The 15,972-nt window shown below is 40.9% G+C and carries 20 protein-coding genes; all 20 read right to left on the reverse strand.

Going from position 1 to position 15,972, the window contains the following annotated elements:
* Window positions 1-7: 7 nt before the first annotated feature.
* Window positions 8-1,129, reverse strand: coding sequence for a 1-propanol dehydrogenase PduQ (locus I6H64_RS07530; protein ID WP_008841251.1), 1,122 nt, complete (start codon window positions 1,127-1,129; stop codon window positions 8-10).
* Between the two features lie 3 nt (window positions 1,130-1,132).
* A complete protein-coding gene (locus tag I6H64_RS07535) occupies window positions 1,133-2,566 on the reverse strand; it encodes an aldehyde dehydrogenase family protein (protein WP_056985032.1) in 1,434 nt (477 codons plus the stop codon).
* Between the two features lies 1 nt (window position 2,567).
* The gene (locus I6H64_RS07540) at window positions 2,568-3,047 is read right to left on the reverse strand and encodes a GlcG/HbpS family heme-binding protein (RefSeq protein WP_024862645.1); all 480 of its coding nucleotides are present in this window, start codon (window positions 3,045-3,047) and stop codon (window positions 2,568-2,570) included.
* Between the two features lie 154 nt (window positions 3,048-3,201).
* Entirely contained in the window at window positions 3,202-3,780 is a 579-nt protein-coding gene (locus I6H64_RS07545; protein ID WP_008841254.1) for a cob(I)yrinic acid a,c-diamide adenosyltransferase, read from the reverse strand.
* A 14-nt stretch (window positions 3,781-3,794) separates the two neighbouring features.
* Window positions 3,795-4,061: a EutN/CcmL family microcompartment protein gene (locus tag I6H64_RS07550; protein WP_171030839.1), complete on the reverse strand. Its 267-nt coding sequence runs from the start codon at window positions 4,059-4,061 to the stop codon at window positions 3,795-3,797.
* Window positions 4,046-4,552 carry a PduM family microcompartment protein gene (gene pduM, locus I6H64_RS07555; RefSeq protein WP_002830148.1) on the reverse strand — a complete coding sequence of 169 codons (507 nt, stop codon included), beginning with the start codon at window positions 4,550-4,552 and terminating at the stop codon, window positions 4,046-4,048. Before pduM ends, I6H64_RS07550 begins: the two co-directional genes overlap by 16 nt.
* A gap of 22 nt (window positions 4,553-4,574) precedes the next feature.
* Window positions 4,575-5,201, reverse strand: coding sequence for a phosphate propanoyltransferase (gene pduL / locus I6H64_RS07560; protein WP_002830149.1), 627 nt, complete (start codon window positions 5,199-5,201; stop codon window positions 4,575-4,577).
* 31 nt (window positions 5,202-5,232) lie between these two features.
* Complete coding sequence (locus I6H64_RS07565) at window positions 5,233-5,508, reverse strand: BMC domain-containing protein (RefSeq protein WP_002830150.1); 276 nt, start codon at window positions 5,506-5,508, stop codon at window positions 5,233-5,235.
* Window positions 5,509-5,535: 27 nt separating this feature from the next.
* Window positions 5,536-6,009, reverse strand: a complete 474-nt coding sequence (locus I6H64_RS07570; protein ID WP_008841256.1) for a BMC domain-containing protein — start codon at window positions 6,007-6,009, stop codon at window positions 5,536-5,538.
* On the reverse strand, window positions 6,010-6,366 hold the full coding sequence (locus I6H64_RS07575; RefSeq protein ID WP_036685223.1) for a glycerol dehydratase reactivase beta/small subunit family protein: 357 nt from the start codon (window positions 6,364-6,366) through the stop codon (window positions 6,010-6,012). It abuts the gene before it with no gap.
* Window positions 6,367-8,202 carry a diol dehydratase reactivase subunit alpha gene (locus I6H64_RS07580; protein ID WP_056985030.1) on the reverse strand — a complete coding sequence of 612 codons (1,836 nt, stop codon included), beginning with the start codon at window positions 8,200-8,202 and terminating at the stop codon, window positions 6,367-6,369. It abuts the gene before it with no gap.
* 11 nt (window positions 8,203-8,213) lie between these two features.
* Window positions 8,214-8,744 (reverse strand): diol dehydratase small subunit, encoded by a 531-nt coding sequence (locus tag I6H64_RS07585; protein WP_008841260.1) that lies wholly within the window; start codon window positions 8,742-8,744, stop codon window positions 8,214-8,216.
* Window positions 8,745-8,755: 11 nt separating this feature from the next.
* Entirely contained in the window at window positions 8,756-9,484 is a 729-nt protein-coding gene (locus I6H64_RS07590; protein ID WP_008841261.1) for a propanediol/glycerol family dehydratase medium subunit, read from the reverse strand.
* Between the two features lie 18 nt (window positions 9,485-9,502).
* Window positions 9,503-11,179, reverse strand: a complete 1,677-nt coding sequence (locus I6H64_RS07595; protein WP_024862652.1) for a propanediol/glycerol family dehydratase large subunit — start codon at window positions 11,177-11,179, stop codon at window positions 9,503-9,505.
* 21 nt (window positions 11,180-11,200) lie between these two features.
* Window positions 11,201-11,923: a propanediol utilization microcompartment protein PduB gene (gene pduB / locus I6H64_RS07600; protein ID WP_024862653.1), complete on the reverse strand. Its 723-nt coding sequence runs from the start codon at window positions 11,921-11,923 to the stop codon at window positions 11,201-11,203.
* 56 nt (window positions 11,924-11,979) lie between these two features.
* On the reverse strand, window positions 11,980-12,258 hold the full coding sequence (locus I6H64_RS07605) for a BMC domain-containing protein (RefSeq protein WP_002830161.1): 279 nt from the start codon (window positions 12,256-12,258) through the stop codon (window positions 11,980-11,982).
* Window positions 12,259-12,576: 318 nt separating this feature from the next.
* Window positions 12,577-13,059: a EutP/PduV family microcompartment system protein gene (locus I6H64_RS07610; protein ID WP_002830162.1), complete on the reverse strand. Its 483-nt coding sequence runs from the start codon at window positions 13,057-13,059 to the stop codon at window positions 12,577-12,579.
* The gene (locus I6H64_RS07615) at window positions 13,046-13,504 is read right to left on the reverse strand and encodes a DUF4430 domain-containing protein (RefSeq protein ID WP_008841266.1); all 459 of its coding nucleotides are present in this window, start codon (window positions 13,502-13,504) and stop codon (window positions 13,046-13,048) included. The genes I6H64_RS07610 and I6H64_RS07615 overlap by 14 nt, the downstream gene beginning before the upstream one ends.
* A gap of 16 nt (window positions 13,505-13,520) precedes the next feature.
* A complete protein-coding gene (locus I6H64_RS07620) occupies window positions 13,521-14,612 on the reverse strand; it encodes a prenyltransferase/squalene oxidase repeat-containing protein (RefSeq protein WP_008841267.1) in 1,092 nt (363 codons plus the stop codon).
* A gap of 671 nt (window positions 14,613-15,283) precedes the next feature.
* Window positions 15,284-15,970 carry an ABC transporter ATP-binding protein gene (locus I6H64_RS07625; RefSeq protein ID WP_008841268.1) on the reverse strand — a complete coding sequence of 229 codons (687 nt, stop codon included), beginning with the start codon at window positions 15,968-15,970 and terminating at the stop codon, window positions 15,284-15,286.
* Between the last annotated feature and the right edge of the window lie 2 nt (window positions 15,971-15,972).

Genomic DNA, 15,972 nt, shown 5'->3' on the forward strand with positions numbered 1-15,972 from the left:
AAAATCTTTATTTGATGATTTTTTTATAAATCTCTGCTAAATCTTCATCAGTTGGTACGACTGGATTCCCTGGGAAAGTACCGTCCAACTTAGCGCTAGCAACGATTTGGTCCGTTGCTTCCAACGCTGCTTTAGTATCTATTCCAAAAGCAGTCAACGTTGCTGGGCAATTCATCTTTCTTGCCATTTGCTTGATTTGGGATTGTAATTTACGCACGGCAACCCGATCACCCATTCCAGAGCTTGCTAATCCAGCCTTACGAGCAACCACTGCATATTTGTGTAATGCTAATTGACTGTGAATTGCGTTATATTCCACTACGTATGGCAACAACATTGCGTTGGCTAAGCCATGTGGAATATGGAAATTTGCTCCTAACTGATGTGCAATCGAGTGGCAAATTCCCAACCCTGCGTTGTTAAAGGCCGCTCCTGCTGCACAAGATGCCTCATGAACAATTTTACGGGCCGCTTCATTGTCACCGTGTTGGTAACATTCAACTAAATTATTGATAATTACCGAGGCACTCTTTTCTGCCAAGGCATCGGTAATAGTATTGGCATCCTGAGCCACCACCGCTTCTAAAGCATGGGTTAAAACATCCAGCCCCGAAAAAGCGGTTACACTATTAGGAGCGGTCATTACTAATTGCGGATCTAAAAGTGCAACGTCTGGGATTAGGTAATCCTCCATAATTGGGAATTTTTGATGATTTTCCGGATCTGAAATTACCGCTGTATTGGTTACTTCTGAACCAGTCCCGCTGGTAGTTGGAATGGCAATAAATTCTTTAATACATTTTCCCGAAAGTTTTTCACCAAAGAAGCGAATTGCCTTTCCTGTATCAATCGCTGAACCGCCTCCAATTCCAATCATTACCGTGGGTACATTTTTTAAATATTCGTTAACCCCTTGCATAATGTTCTTCAATGGCGGGTCCGGCTTAACATCTGAAAAAATAGTTACCTGATTACTCGAATTTATGTTTCCCTTAATTTCATCTAAGGTTGGCGTCCCCGGCAAAAAAGCGTCGCATACCATTAAAATATGTTCTTGGTTTAGCTTTCCCAATTGCTTTAAGCTATCGGTACCAGAATAAATTTGAGTTGGAATTGCAATTCTTTCCATAAATTATGCCTCCCATGAACGTAACGAAAATGCTTCTGGCGAATTTAGCCGACGACGGCGAGTGAAGGTCTTAGCTGTTGCGGTTCCTTCTCCAGTTGGGGTTGCAATCGTTAATGCTGACGCACCTGCATGAGCACCGTTAGCTCCTACCCCGGTTCCCACATACGTTGCACCGTTAACTACGAAAATGGAAGTGTTCATTCGGTGTGCCGCACGGTTAATATTTGGTAAGTTTTCAGAATGAATTGAAGCCGTGTGATGCAATCCTTGTTCAACTTCTACCGCAGTCGCTAAAACTTGATCAAACGTTGGGCAAGAAACTACTGGTACAATTGGCATCAACATTTCGGTAGTGACCAATGGATGGTCCTTTTGGGCTTCCATAATAATTAATTTTGGTGTGCCCGTGTATGCAATTCCTGCCTTATCTAAAATGTAGGTTGCATCTTTACCGACGAATTGGCGGTCAGGTGCACCATTTTTGCCAATGGTCATTTCTGCTAACTTATCGATATCACTAGCGTTAGTTACCAAAAATGCTCCTTCTTCTTGCATCTTTTTAATAAGTTCATCCTTCACGCTAGATTCAACCACTACTTCTTTTTCTGCGGTACAAAGGATGTTGTTATCAAAAGATGCGGAATCCACAATGTTGTGTGCAGCTAACGCAACGTTAGCAGTGGCATCAACAATTGCAGGAGGGTTACCTGCACCAGCACCCACGGCTTTTTTGCCACTGACTAATGCTTGGTGAACCACTGCTGGACCGCCCGTGATGGACAGCATTGCAATGTCAGGATGTTGCATCATTTCTTGAACAGATTCAATTGACGGTTCTTCAATTGATACAACTAAATTCTTCATCCCGGTAGCTTCATAAACTAACTCGTTTAACTTTTCAATTGTCCAACGGGTAATTTTTTTAGCACCTGGATGGGCGCCGAAGTACAACGTATTTCCACCAGCTAACATCATAATGGCGTTAGCAATTACCGTTTCAGAAGGGTTAGTACTTGGGCCAACTGCCCCAATCACTCCAAACGGAGCGTATTCGTACATCACTAAACCACCGTCGCCAGTTTCAGCTTCAGGTTGCAAAATTTCAGTTCCAGGAGTGTTATATAAAGCATTGTTTAGCTTAGCAATTTTAGCTTCAACCGTTCCCATTCCTGTTTCATCTTTAATGTCCTTAGCCATTTTTTCGATGTATGGACGGAATCCTTCACGAATTGCTGTTAAAACCTTTTCCCGAAAGGCTAAAGGTTTATCAATATAAACATCTTCAGCTGCCTTAGCTGCCGCGATTGCTTCATCCACGGTCTTAAAAATCCCGTTTTGGCCCGCATCACTAGTTGACGCAGTTTGGCTAGTGCCACTTTTCTTTAGTTCTTCACTTAAAATGCGTCGAATATCTTCTTCAAGATTTTGAATTTCCATTTCACTTACTCTCCTTCATAAATTCTTCCACAGCAGCCTCACAAATTGCTTGGTCTTCTTCAACCAATCCGCCGCTAATCCCAATCGCTCCGACAATTTTTCCGCCGATTTCTAACGGAATTCCGCCCGGGAAGGACACTAATTTTCCATTCAACATGGTTTCCATTTGGTAAAGCGGTGCGCCAGGTTGAATATCTTTACTAATATCTTTAGTAGGTTCTTTCATTGCGATTGCTGACCAAGCCTTCTTAGGAGCTAATTCTGAGCTAACTAGATTAGCATTCGGCATGTGGTAAAGCATTTGAACAACCGTTGCTGCGTCCATGATGCACATGGTAACTCCCACATTTAATTCGTTAGCTTTAGCTACGGCCGCGTCAAACACCCTTTGCATTTTTTGGCGATCAAATAGGTTTCCTAATTGATCCCCCTGTTTGGTAATTATTTCTTTAACAATGTTATTAATTTGCTCTTCATTCATACCATTCGTCCTCAACAAATCATTTAAGAAGTTGGAAAATTTTCCCTTCTTTTTTAAATTGACAACCACCAGCCATCACGAAATCAACTAAATTTCGTCACCAACAATGTTGCTGATTTATCACGAAATTTAGTTAATCCCTAGGCCGTTCCCCTTAATTTTCAGTAAAATACGCACGGTATCTTTTAATTACTTCCTCCGTCACCTTGGCTAGATAATCTTCGTAATCTTCGGATCGGGCTAAAATATAAAAGAAATCAGATAATCGATTAACGTATTTTTCAAGTACTGGTCGTACGGTGGTTTCACTAGCAAATTGAACAAAGCGACGCTCTGCTCTCCGACAAACTGTCCGACACACGTGTAACTGAGCACCGGCCAAGCTTGAACCAGGCAATATAAAAGACTTTACGGGTGGCAACTTGACTGTGTATTCATCAATAACCTTTTCCAAATCGAGTACGTCTTGTTCTTCAATGGTCACGCTATTTTTTAAAAATTTTTGGGTATCTAAAGTAGCAATCTCTCCTTGTAAAAAGAACATCTTGTACTCAACTTTTTTCAAGATTTCTTGATTTTTTTTGCTTAAACAAAGTTTATCCGCCACGCTAATGTTGGCGTTTAGTTCGTCAAACGTTCCGTAAGTTTCCACTCGTAGAGAGTCCTTATGCACTCGTTTGCCGTCGTAAAGGCTCGTTGATCCCTTATCTCCACCTTTGGTATAGATTGGCATCTTGCTACATCTCCTTACTTGTCGAAACTGTCAATAATACCGACAATTGCGCAATCGCTCACGTCACGAAAATTTTTATCCGCATGGTTAGCAATCCGAGCACCCGCTCCCCGCACAAGCAGTACGTATTCTCCGATACCAGCACCGACTGAATCTACGGCAACTTCTTCCGGGCGAACGGGTTGGCCTTGCGAATCAATCGCTCTTACAATCATTAATTTACGACCAACTAATGACTTATCTTTTTGGGTAGACACCACGCTGCCTACAACTTTTGCCATATACAATTTTCATCAGTCCTTACTTGTATTTTTAAATCCTTTTGGCTGCTTATTTCTTCAGCACCCGCGGTAATATTTTGAACATTCGTTACCACTACCACCGCTTTATCCGGAATGCCTGCTAACATTTCTCGTGTGATTATAGTTGGATAAAAGGCATAAACTGGATGTTCACCGTTAACGACAAACATAATTGGCCAGTCCCTAATCATCACTAACGGGATAAAATTAAGTGCGTGATAGCTCACGTTTAACTGAAAATTCACGTCGTAATCGAGTCCTTGTAAAATCCAGGTTACCCAACGATTACTTTGGTCGAGGTGAAACAGATCCGCAATCAGCTCAATTGAAACTTGCTTTAAAACCAGATTGGCGTTATCAACAAATATTCCCGTTGAGGGAACGTCATTACTTTTGGAGTAGGTAATTTCGGCGGATTGTGCATTTCTCTGTTTTAATTTTTCAATTACTTGAGCAACAATCGGATCCATTCAATTCACCCTCCAATTTCGTTTATTTTTTGATGATTCTACCGAACGTATTCGCATTTACGTTAGCAGCGTTAGCTTCATCAGTATCGATGTGCATTTCTAATAAGAAGTCTTTCCGTGGTCTGCAAATCACGTCATCAAAGATGGTTCTGCGTTCGTCGGAATTGATTTCTACACTGACCGTATCACCTAACTTAACACCAAAACGAGCAGCATCTTCCAGGCTCATATGAATATGCCGTTTAGCAACGATGACACCTTGGACTTCTACTTCTCCATCTTTAGTAACTAACTTAACGGAAGGAGCCCCTTCTAAATGACCAGATAATCTAATAGGAGCGTCGATTCCCAATTCAAAAGTTTCTGAACGGGCAATTTCTACTTGAGAATGTGCCCGGTTAGGACCTAAGATCCGCACGTGTTTAATAGTTCCTTGAGGACCAACAATGTCTGCAAATTGATTTGAAGCAAATTCTTCATGTTGGTATAACGGCTTGTACACTGTCATTTCTTGGCCAGGAAATAGAGTTGCAAAGTCTTCATCAGTCAAATGAATGTGATGATTTGAAACTCCAATACGAATCCGGTTTGGGTCAGTTTCTTCCTTTATAATCTTGCGAATTAACTGTCGTAACTGTTCTTCATCCATAATTCTCGTCCACCCTTATTAAAGCTATTTTTTATTTTGTTGAAGGTAAAATGCGTTCAACTTCAGCATGCGGGCGAGGAATTACGTATGAACTAACTACTTCACCAATGTTTTCAGCCGCAGCAACTCCTGCATCAACTGATGCTTTAACAGCGCCAACGTCTCCACGGACCATGATTGTAACTAAACCGCTACCAATTTTTTCTTGACCGATCATTTGTACGTTAGCTGCCTTAACCATGGCATCTGCAGCTTCGATAGATGCAACTAAACCTTTTGTTTCGATTAATCCTAATGCGTTATTCATAATATGTTCCTCCTGAAATTTCAAAAATTATTTTTTAGATTGTTTTTTACGTTTCTTAGTACTTGAATTAGCTTCTTTTTTACTATTTAATTCTTTTTTAGTCTTTGAGGTTGCCTTAGATTTCTCGGACTTGGCTGGTTTTTGAGGTTCCAGTTTTTCCGTTGGCCGTGTCGGTTCAACGTTCAGCGGCTCTGAATTAGCTTCGTTAGCCTTCCGTACCGTTGGTTCAAGTAATAAATCAGTTCGGTTAAGCTTTTCAATTCCTTCCGCAGGGTTAGCTAATACCGTTGAGCTAACGTAGTTTTCGCCCATCATTTCTTTTGCCATAGCGATTGCCACGCTCACTGCCGCAACGTCACCAACAATCGCAGCTGTGACCCAACCACTACCTCGCGTATTGGAAATATTTTTTAATTCCACGTCGGCAGTTTTTAACATTTTATCGGCCGATACGATTGCGTTGGTAAGGCCTTTAACTTCTAAATAACCTAATGTTTTCAATCAGTTCACCACCTTATTTAATCTTTTAAACGGTACGCCCTTTACTAAGCGCGCCGCGTTGGCTCCTAAAATCCGTAAATTTACGGAATTGTCTTTTTCCACCTTAAATAGTGGCTCTGATTTAGGTAAATTTTTATAGTGTACAATTACTGATTTATCGTCAAAGGCAATTCCCACTGATAATCGCGAAAATAACGCCCCTTGGTACGCACGTTCAACCAGGTTGTCGAACGCCATGGTCTTGAAAGAAAATGGAATCTCCTCTTCTTCAATTCCGTATAAAAGCTGCGTTAATTCAGTGGTATCTTCGTTATCCTCACGCATGGCAATTACAATCGAAGGTTTTTCCATACTCATTTACATCACCGACCTTAACTGGTTTGCGTACGATAAAATCAAGCCGGTTGCCACCGCGTTTCGGGGGCCCTCGATCGACCGGATATTCCCGCGTCCAGCCACCAAATTGTAGTGTGACAAAGCGTCGGTAACTAATTGTGGGATTTCAAAATCAAGTGCTGATCCACCCACAATCACTACAAATGGAATATCCCGAATATTGCCAGTTGGACTAACATGTCGCAACGCGCGTTGTGCATTAGTTACAAAAACCTTTCTTTTAGCGCTTTGCCGAACATGCTTAATTTTTTCGATGCTGAGATTCCCTGGCACCGGTATATATCCGTTAGGCTTAATAACCACCACTCGAGCAAAAATATCTGCTGGAAGGGGCTCGTCAAAAAACTGCACCGTGCCATCTTCATGCCGAATTTGGAATAAGTTTTCTACTTTTGCGAGGGGGTATTTTTTAATATCCTCTGCTAAATAGGTGTCATTAATACCTAATTCCGAGTTGATCATCATCGTGGTCATGTCACCAGCACCAGCTAAATGAATTGCGGTAATCTGGTTATTTTGATCAATAATTGACGCATCGGTAGAACCTGCTCCCAAATCAAGGATAGCAATTGGTTTGGTTGTTCCTGGAGTAGTTAAGGCCCCTAAAATGGCGGCTTCCGCTTCGGCACCACCAATTTCGACTGGAACGTGCAAATCATTTTGAATCAAATCCGCAATTCTTTGCATTTGTAGTCGATCAGATTTAACCATCGCGGCAATTCCAACAGCTTGTTCCGTTGAAAATTCACCAGCTAAGCCACCTTGAACCTTAATTGGTACTGATGTATCAACAGCTAGCAAGTCTTGAATGGCAATTTCTTTATTCTGCTTTCCGGTCAAATCGGCCATTGTCTGCCGAACTTTTTCTAACATTCCGCCAACGTTGGTTCCAGCTTCACCCGTGATGTTCGTAATTCGATCAAAGCTAGTAATTTTATCCATGATGGCATCTGCTCCGGCAGAAACGCCTACGGATTCGCTACCGTGATCACCCTGAATGTTAATTCGACCTGCTGGAATTACCCGCGCCTTAACATCACCTGCCGGAGTCTTAATAACTACGGCGGAACGATTGCCAATCAGCGCTCGTGAAACGGGAACGATGTTTTTAGTTTCATCTGAATCTAAACCAAACAACGTCGCAATTCCGTACGGATTAGATAGTTGAGAAATCACCTTACCCTTATCCGCAACTTCAACAGCTGCTAACATTCCTAAAGGTACCTTTTCAATTAAAGCCACTTCATCCACAATCGGAATTTTATGGTCGAGCCGATTATCAATTAAAACACCGTCATCATTCTGCAAAATTGCGGCCGTAATTTGGTAACCAGCCTTGCTATATAAATTGATTAACCGAGCTGCATCAGCAAAATCAACTTCTTTAGGAACTACCACGATATACTTTTTTTGCCGATCCTTTTCTTGCAAAAGTTGTAAAAGATTGACCGTATATCCAGAACCAATCCCCACCCCTCCAGGAGTGTTGGGATTATGCCCAATCATGGTTGATTCGGTGATAATAGTTTCCGAAATAGTTTCCATTGCTACATCACCAATTACGGGAGTAGCTTCGTTAATCCTGATTAAATCAATATCTTCAAGTGTTAGTTGCGTCTTAGCTAAAACCTGCGCAACTGATTTTTTAATTCCAATTAAATTTTGCTTAGTTCCCTTAATTCCAGTTGTCGCTGAAATTCCAGAGTCAATAAATTTAACGTCTCCACGGTCAGATACTTCAGCAAGTGCAACTTCGGTTGAAGAATTTCCTATATCAACTCCAATTACACGTTTCATAAAAATGCTCCTTAATTGTCACCTTTTAATTTTTTACGGGTTTCATAAAATTCAGCTGCTTCTTCAAACCAGTCCGCACAAATTTTAGCGTTGTACTGGTCGCGTAACTCTTTAGCAATATCAAGCAGCTCTTGTTTAGTGGAGCGATACGGCCGTAAAGCGTTGTACATTTCCAATAGTCGTTCATCGGGAATTGCGGTTAGCTCAGCAGCTCTTTGAAAATTTTTCTGAATCGCATCGCGTCCAGAATCTACAGCGACTTGCCCTTGCAAACGCAACGTTTCTGCCGTAATTCGTAAGTCTTTAGGCTTAACTGCGCCGTTTAAAACGTTATCAATATTGAGATCATCTAAATTACTTCCCGAAGGTGAATGAACTAGTTCCGGATGTTTTGAATAAAGCGGGTAGTCCTTCGTCGTCAACGGTGTTTCATGAGTCGCCGTTTGCGAAGGAATGGGCGTTGCTGTTTTAGATTCATCTTTAGGAGCTTGATCGCCCATCTGGCTCATAATCTTGGCCACTAAATCATCGATTTCACTCATTACTTTCCCTCCTAATCAAAATTTACTTCAATTTCTTCAGCCGGACGTCCAGGTTCAACTTGCTTCGTTTCTTTAATGTGCATCAGGGCTGAGATCGCTTGATAAGCTACCCGAGCCATTTGATCATTTACGGTTGGGACTGGATTGGGCGACATCCCCTTTGCATATTCGGCTGCATTTTTACCAATCGCCCGATAAGTATCCAAATCCAGCACTGGAGCTTGGGGGAATAACTCTAAATTAGAGAGCGGTTCCTGATCCTTTTGATGGATAATTGCCGTCCCCTTCGACTGAATCGCTACCGCAATTCCTGAACCTGACAATTTATCGGCTTCGGCACCACAGAACGAAACATCTGAAGTTCGGTAAATTTTTACCACCCGAGCTTTTAAGCCTTCTTCTTCAATACCCGCAATTACTTGACGTAAAATATCCTTATGCGGTAATCCCGTCATGTTTTTTTCCAAAACTTCCGCAAAAGCAGGTGCTACCCCGATGACTACTTCATCTTTAGAAAAACCGGGCTTTGCTTTACCCACGTGTTTAAACCAATCCAGCTTTTTTTCGGTAACTGGTCGTGAAATTGTGGACCGATCCTCACTTTCAGCCTTTGGTTGCGAATTGGGAGTGGAAGAAGTTGACTCATCTTTAAAAGAAATTGGCGTATCCATATTTTGGTTTTCAGCCAAAACTTCTCGTATGATTTTTCTTAGTATGTTTTCATCAATTGTTTGAGACATTTACGCTTCCTCCTTTGATTAAAACTTCATATTTCCAGGATCAATGGCAAACGGAACGTTCTTAATGCGTTCCCATTCTTCCTTATCTTCGTCCAACCGGTATCCGGTACCCGGACCTTGATAATCATTTGCGTCGTTGACTGCTGAAATAATGTTCCAGTCTTTATCAAAGATTGAAGACGTTTGTAAGAAGTCACCACAGACTTTTTGCTTTTGAAGATTTAATACCGCTTCAGCGACATCCTTAAATCCGCGGGTATAAAGCGCTTTAATAATGTCCACTGCGGTTACTCCTCTGTCTAAAAGTTCTTGAGCCGCCTTCATATCTTCAACCATGTTACGTTCTGGCATATCTTTAGAGGTGTTTGCGTAAGTTGCTGCTTCAACTTCTTCATCAGTAATCTTCGGTAATCCTAATTCATCAAATACCGCTTGTAATGCCCGAGCCGCCTTATTCCGACCCTTAATGACCTCTTCTTCTGATACCGGATGAATTCCGCCATTAATCATCAAGTCACGTTCCATGATGTAATAGTCGTCATAATCCATGGCATCGGTATTCGAACCTGCAAAGGTGTTGTCGTAATTAGGTGTTGAAGAATATCCGGAAGAAACGTAATCCGTTCCCGCGATAAACTGACCTAATAACCGTTCTGTACGTCGCATATCTGAATGGGAGAATGCTTGGTCATTTCCGGAAGCGCATTCCAAATCAAGCATCATGCATAACAAGTTTTCGCCCATCACTGAACGAATTCCTGAAGGTACTGCACCAGGAATTCCAATACAGCTAACGCCACCATTTTGTAGTCCTTGTACCCCAGAAGCTTTGGTGATGAAAATGCACCGAGCCTCTAGGTAAAGCATTGATTTGCCTTCGGTATAACCCATCATGGCTTCAGATCCCGAACCAGATGTGAAACGCATCTTCAAACCGCGGGATGCGTAACAAGATGCCAAAAATCCTTTTGACCAAGGAGTATCGTCACCGTCAGTGAAAACTCGGTCAGTACCATATACTGAAATAGTTTCTGCATAACCAGTGAATCCTCGCATCCCTAAGTTGAGTTCGGTTGCTTCTTCAACTGAACATTGCGTTAAAACTCCCGGACGTCCAGTTTGTGCACCAACCATCAGTGAGATAGCGTTAAGTGGTGCATAGCGTGCTACCGCCGTGGTTGTCTCTTGTTCCGGGAAGCCACGTAAAGCTGCATCTGCCGCATCTGCCGCGATTAATACCGGGTTATCCCGAATATTAGTAACGTGACTTTGGGTGGCAGGAGTCCGCCGCGGACGCATTTTCTGGGTTGCCATAATCATTTCGCCAAAGTTTAATTTACTAATAACTTCTTCAGCCTTTGCCGGTGTCATTGCGGTAGTAATCGCAATGATATCTTTGCGGGATACGTTAGGGTCAACCAACATATGGGCAATTTGAGTAGAATCCATTGCCATTACTTTTTCGGCATTTTCTAATTTAATCCCATACTTTGCAATGTATAGGTCGATTAAATCAAAATCTGCCCGCTTTTTTCCGTCTAATTCCGTAACCACGCCGTTTTCGATCTTAATACTTGGCTTTGGATCGTTAGGACCCATCATCGCCACTAGTCCTTCATCGGGCCATTCTTTAATAAAACCGTCCTCATGGATCGGACGTTTTTCAAGTTCTTCGAATCGTTTTTGCCGTTTCAAAATACTACTCCTTTCCATTTGCTACTTAATATAGGATGGAAAATCATTCTTTGGTTCAGTGCCGGCTAGTTGTCCAAGAAGCTTTAATCCGACTGCCCGTCCAGCCATCACAGCCTGACGTACCGCACCCGAATCACCGCTAATATGGACGATTCCTTCGTTAGAAAAACTAGTCCCGTGACCAGGAGAAGCAAAACTTAGGACATCAACCCCCGCAGTTTTAATTGCGGTATCAGCCATTACCACACCGATTCCAGACGGAGCACCACAAATTAAACCATAGGCTTTACCTAGGGGAGCTCCGAAGGCGGTATGCACCGCACCGGAAGCACTCGCTGTAAACTGTAGTTCTAGATGTCCAGCTGGGGTGTTGTATACATCACCAAATGTCCGTGACAAATTATCCAACGCAACGTTAATTGCTTGGCGAACGTCTGAAGGATCGCTACCACCAATTAAAATCAAAACGCCGTGTCCTGCACCGCCCTTTGTATCGCGTGGCAATTCAATGTCCAAAACCTCTGTATTGGTCGCCTTTACCGCTTCGTCCATCGCCATAATCTGCGGACCAGCTCCTGTTCGAGAACTTAAAATCCCGATAACTGAATATTCTCTAGTACTCACGTGTAGTTCGTCTAATAACATCGCGTCTACACTAGGGATACACATTCCGATCGTGTCGCCAATCTCACTAGAACCAACGTATTCGGGAACCGTACTAGTTGAATTAAAAAAATTATTCATATTCATCCCTCCAGATGAAAACTGCTTAAAAATGAATTGTTTATTTCAACAACCAATTACTCTTTCTTAGGCAAAATGTTTTCAACATCTGCATGTGGACGAGGGATGACGTAGCTTGAAAGGACTTCGCCAATTTCTTCAGCTGCCGTTACTCCAGCATCTACCGAAGCCTTAACCGCGCCAACATCTCCGCGAACCATTACCGTTACCAAACCGTGACCAATTTTTTCTTGGCCAATCAAATCAACATTAGCTGCCTTAACCATTGCATCCGCTGCTTCAATTGATGCAACTAAACCTTTTGTTTCGATTAAACCTAATGCTTCATGTTCCATGAGATAATTCCTCCGATTTTTTATTTTCCAATCGCTACGGCACGACCGGATCCAAGTTCAGTATAATTGAAACCGTTTGCATTTTTTAAAGGCATTAATTTAGGAATCTGGTTGATTAAGACTGTTCAAAGTAAAATATTTTCCATAATGACAAAATTAAACCATTGCATTTTAGATTTTTAGAATAAAAGTGATTATTAAATTCGAAGATCACAATAATTTATTAATTTTTTGAACAAATAACTGCGTTGTTGCCAATAATTCATAAAAAAGAGGAATTAGAATAGTTTAACTATCCCAATTCCTCTTAACATAAAACTAATCTGGTTTGTTGGCTTCCATTTCTTGTTCGCGTGTTTTGCGCAAAAAGTCAACCAAATCGTTAACGTTTTGGTTAGCCACCGCAGACAACGTAAACACCCGTTTTGCTCCAGCACTTTTAAGCCGCTGCTTCACTAAGTTGATCTGCGCGTCGTCTTCTGCCAAATCAATTTTAGTAACCACGCCCACTAACGGTCGGGCAAACATGGTTCCAAACGCTTCTGGGAAAACAATCCGACTGTCTACCGCACTTTGCATAAGAACGATTACCCCCGCGTCCATCGCGGTGGTTGCCAAGTTAGTATACATGCGGCGGTGTTCAATGTACTCACCAGGAGTATCAATAATGTTGTTATAAAACTCAATTGACTGCGTTTTATTGTAATGCATTTCTAAATGATTGATTCGCTGTAACAGGGTGGTTTTCCCACAACCAATCGGTCCAATAAACATTGGACGTCTCACTTTATTTGTATCCATCAACAAATCTCCAATACAAATGGTCTCCGGCCTTTAACGTTTTTAAATTGGCTGCTTTAGCAATATCTTTGCCATTGTTAACGTAATATTTCCAACCCGTCCCCGAGTGGACGTCATTTTCAGTGTATTTACCAATCCGATTGACGTATACGGTTGCCCCGTTCTGATAGCCCACTTGTTTGCCGGCAACTTTTTTGAGGGCGCTAAACGCCGTCATCCCTTTTTGATACTTAATTTGCTTATCAAAGAGAATTTGCTGGTTCTTTTTAGGCCGTTTTAAATCCGTTTCAACCGTGACTTGCACCTTATCTGGGTCAACTTTAGCATTGCTAAAACCTAAATCATCATTACTGGAACTTTTAGAATGTAAAATTCCACCAAAGCCAATTGCCACACCGATAATTAGGAATACCGCCACTAAAAGCGAAAACCATTTTCGTTTCATTAGCCTTCCTCAGTCCTTACTTAAATTGATAAACCCCATTGTTAGCATATTTTCCGTTGTGGTATGCACTAAGCGCAACGAGGGCTTGTCCCACACCCATAGTTTGGTCGTATGCATCCTTAATAGAACCGTCTTCTTTAACAAATGACAAGGTGTTCTTCAACGTGGAGTTTTCTTGTTTGTCATTCAACTTAACTTGGTTAATTTTCTTGAAAGACTTCTTGTTCATTGATAATGCTGTAATAACTTCAGCATTGGAGTTAGCGTTGGACTTGCCATCCATACCAAAACCACCGTCTTTATTAACGTTAACTTTCAAGTAATGACGACCCTTAGTAATTGCTTTTTTAACGGTCTTGTTTTTGCTCTTACTCATTTCTAGAGCGTTTAAAGTCATGGCGGTAGTGTCCGCGTCTACGCTAGCAGCATCATCGTTATATGCCCAACCACCATCATTTTTATAGTTCTTACTCTTATGGTTAGTGACCTTAATTTGCTTTTTAGCCAGCTTGTTGCTTAATTTCTTTACCGTAAATTTAGCTTTCTTAGGAGCCTTGAATTTCTTATTTGACTTCAGTGCTACTAAAACTTGAGCTTGTTCATTAGTAGTTGTCTTTTTATTCAATACTTTCTTATTTTGGTAAAGCATTTTTACTAAGTTTAGCTTTTCACCATTAGTTTTATATGCTTTGGGATTGAAGCCCACAGCTTGAAGTCCAATAATGGCATTTGCTAATTGCTTAGGCGTACTCTTTTTTGAAACAATCAAGTTTTTCTTAACCAATTGTTTGTCATGACCAGTAAACTTATATCCTTGACGTTTCAATCCAACTAACAGATCTTGGTAACCATCACTAGCTCCTACTCCTGGGTAAGCCTTCTTATCAAACAATTTAGCCTTGGTAGTTTTACCAGAATCCATATCTTTAGCAAGATCTTGGTTCTTCTTTAAAAGGTCATTTTTGGCATATGTAAAGACTTTTTCGGTCTGATCCTTTTGCTCCGTCTTGCTTGCCGTAGTAAAACTTGCCGCGCTAGCGGATACCGTACCACCTAATAACAATGTAACTGCAGCAACCGCTGCGCTATACTTTATACTTTTTAACATTCTATCCCCTCCGAATAATTAAAGAAATCGTTTCCACTTTTTCAATATACCATTTCATTAAAGTTAAAAAATGCTTGGCATGGGAACCCGCAAAAAATTGTTATGCCTTATCAAAATAGTTCTTAAAATTATTACAATCTTGCGCAAAATAGTGCATTTTTTACCGCTTAAAATTCCCATCCACACAAAAAATCCCTCAAGCAACCTGCGTGCTTGAGGGATCAATTTAGTAATGATTAGTCACGTTGATTTTCTTTTTCAGCTTCTAAAGCTGCTTCGTAAACCGGAAGTTTTTTTGAAGTAATCTTCCTTAATCACCAAAAAATAGTTTTATCTATATAAGTTAATTGAATATGGATTTTGGTAAAGATTAATAAACATGAAAAAACCATTCTAATTAAAAAATAAAGCGTCTTTCAGTATAGAAACGAAATAATCAGTATCAAGCAAATAAATACAAGAATATGCTGTATTTATTCCTTACCGCTTCTATATTTACTAGGCGATCTTACAATAGAGTTTAAGAGCACCTTCTTCACTTCTAGAAGATGAAAGCATGTACAACTAAATACCCCCAATATATGCTGCTAGGTTAGGGAATCTTATATCTATTTCATAGGTGTTAGTTGCTTAACGTGATTTTACTTTTATGCGGACGTCGTACATTATTATCAATCATATTCTAAAGCATTTCCACGTGACAATTTTCCATCCTGCATAGTGTAAACTTGGTCGACTTTATCTAATAAACGCATGTCGTGAGTAATCATGATTACACCCCGATTATATTCGTGAGCAATTCGTGCAAGTAGATCAACAACTTGATGGGCACGTTCTGTATCAAGGCTAGCTGTGGGTTCATCAGCTAATATGATGCTTGGGTTATTGTATAAAGCACGTGCAATTGCTGCTCTCTGTCGCTCCCCACCGGATAAATCTTTTGGATAAGATTTTAATACCTTTTTTAGGTCTAACAAATCTAATAATTCTTCTCGATTCATTTTTTTTGAATTTGACTTGTCCAAACGATCTATTAAATCTAACTGTTCTCGAATATTCAAAAATGGAATCAGGTTCGACGCTTGCAAAATAAAGCCAAACTCCTTAAAACGTAAGGTTGTTTTTTCTTTTTCATTCATCTGTGTTGTATCTTTATTTTTTATGATTATTTGTCCACTAGTTGGCGTTTGCAAGTTTCCCAGTGTGGTTAAGAAAGTTGTTTTTCCTGATCCTGAGGGCCCGATGATAGCAGCAAACTCTCCTTCCTGTAATTCAAAATTAGTAGGAAATAGAGCTTGTGTTAGCGTATGTCCGCTCCCATATTTCTTAGTGACATTCTTCATTTTTACTAAATTCATAA

This window comes from Pediococcus acidilactici, from assembly GCF_016127815.1.
Classification (GTDB): domain Bacteria; phylum Bacillota; class Bacilli; order Lactobacillales; family Lactobacillaceae; genus Pediococcus; species Pediococcus acidilactici.

Bases quoted from the DNA above. Each gene is read 5' to 3' on its own strand.
- I6H64_RS07530 (WP_008841251.1), bottom strand. From the start codon at position 1,129: ATGGAAAGAATTGCAATTCCAACTCAAATTTATTCTGGTACCGATAGC.
- I6H64_RS07535 (WP_056985032.1), bottom strand. From the start codon at position 2,566: ATGGAAATTCAAAATCTTGAAGAAGATATTCGACGCATTTTAAGTGAA.
- I6H64_RS07540 (WP_024862645.1), bottom strand. From the start codon at position 3,047: ATGAATGAAGAGCAAATTAATAACATTGTTAAAGAAATAATTACCAAA.
- I6H64_RS07545 (WP_008841254.1), bottom strand. From the start codon at position 3,780: ATGCCAATCTATACCAAAGGTGGAGATAAGGGATCAACGAGCCTTTAC.
- I6H64_RS07550 (WP_171030839.1), bottom strand. From the start codon at position 4,061: ATGGCAAAAGTTGTAGGCAGCGTGGTGTCTACCCAAAAAGATAAGTCA.
- pduM (WP_002830148.1), bottom strand. From the start codon at position 4,552: ATGGATCCGATTGTTGCTCAAGTAATTGAAAAATTAAAACAGAGAAAT.
- pduL (WP_002830149.1), bottom strand. From the start codon at position 5,201: ATGGATGAAGAACAGTTACGACAGTTAATTCGCAAGATTATAAAGGAA.
- I6H64_RS07565 (WP_002830150.1), bottom strand. From the start codon at position 5,508: ATGAATAACGCATTAGGATTAATCGAAACAAAAGGTTTAGTTGCATCT.
- I6H64_RS07575 (WP_036685223.1), bottom strand. From the start codon at position 6,366: ATGAGTATGGAAAAACCTTCGATTGTAATTGCCATGCGTGAGGATAAC.
- I6H64_RS07580 (WP_056985030.1), bottom strand. From the start codon at position 8,202: ATGAAACGTGTAATTGGAGTTGATATAGGAAATTCTTCAACCGAAGTT.
- I6H64_RS07585 (WP_008841260.1), bottom strand. From the start codon at position 8,744: ATGAGTGAAATCGATGATTTAGTGGCCAAGATTATGAGCCAGATGGGC.
- I6H64_RS07590 (WP_008841261.1), bottom strand. From the start codon at position 9,484: ATGTCTCAAACAATTGATGAAAACATACTAAGAAAAATCATACGAGAA.
- pduB (WP_024862653.1), bottom strand. From the start codon at position 11,923: ATGAATAATTTTTTTAATTCAACTAGTACGGTTCCCGAATACGTTGGT.
- I6H64_RS07605 (WP_002830161.1), bottom strand. From the start codon at position 12,258: ATGGAACATGAAGCATTAGGTTTAATCGAAACAAAAGGTTTAGTTGCA.
- I6H64_RS07610 (WP_002830162.1), bottom strand. From the start codon at position 13,059: ATGGATACAAATAAAGTGAGACGTCCAATGTTTATTGGACCGATTGGT.
- I6H64_RS07615 (WP_008841266.1), bottom strand. From the start codon at position 13,504: ATGAAACGAAAATGGTTTTCGCTTTTAGTGGCGGTATTCCTAATTATC.
- I6H64_RS07620 (WP_008841267.1), bottom strand. From the start codon at position 14,612: ATGTTAAAAAGTATAAAGTATAGCGCAGCGGTTGCTGCAGTTACATTG.
- I6H64_RS07625 (WP_008841268.1), bottom strand. From the start codon at position 15,970: ATGAATTTAGTAAAAATGAAGAATGTCACTAAGAAATATGGGAGCGGA.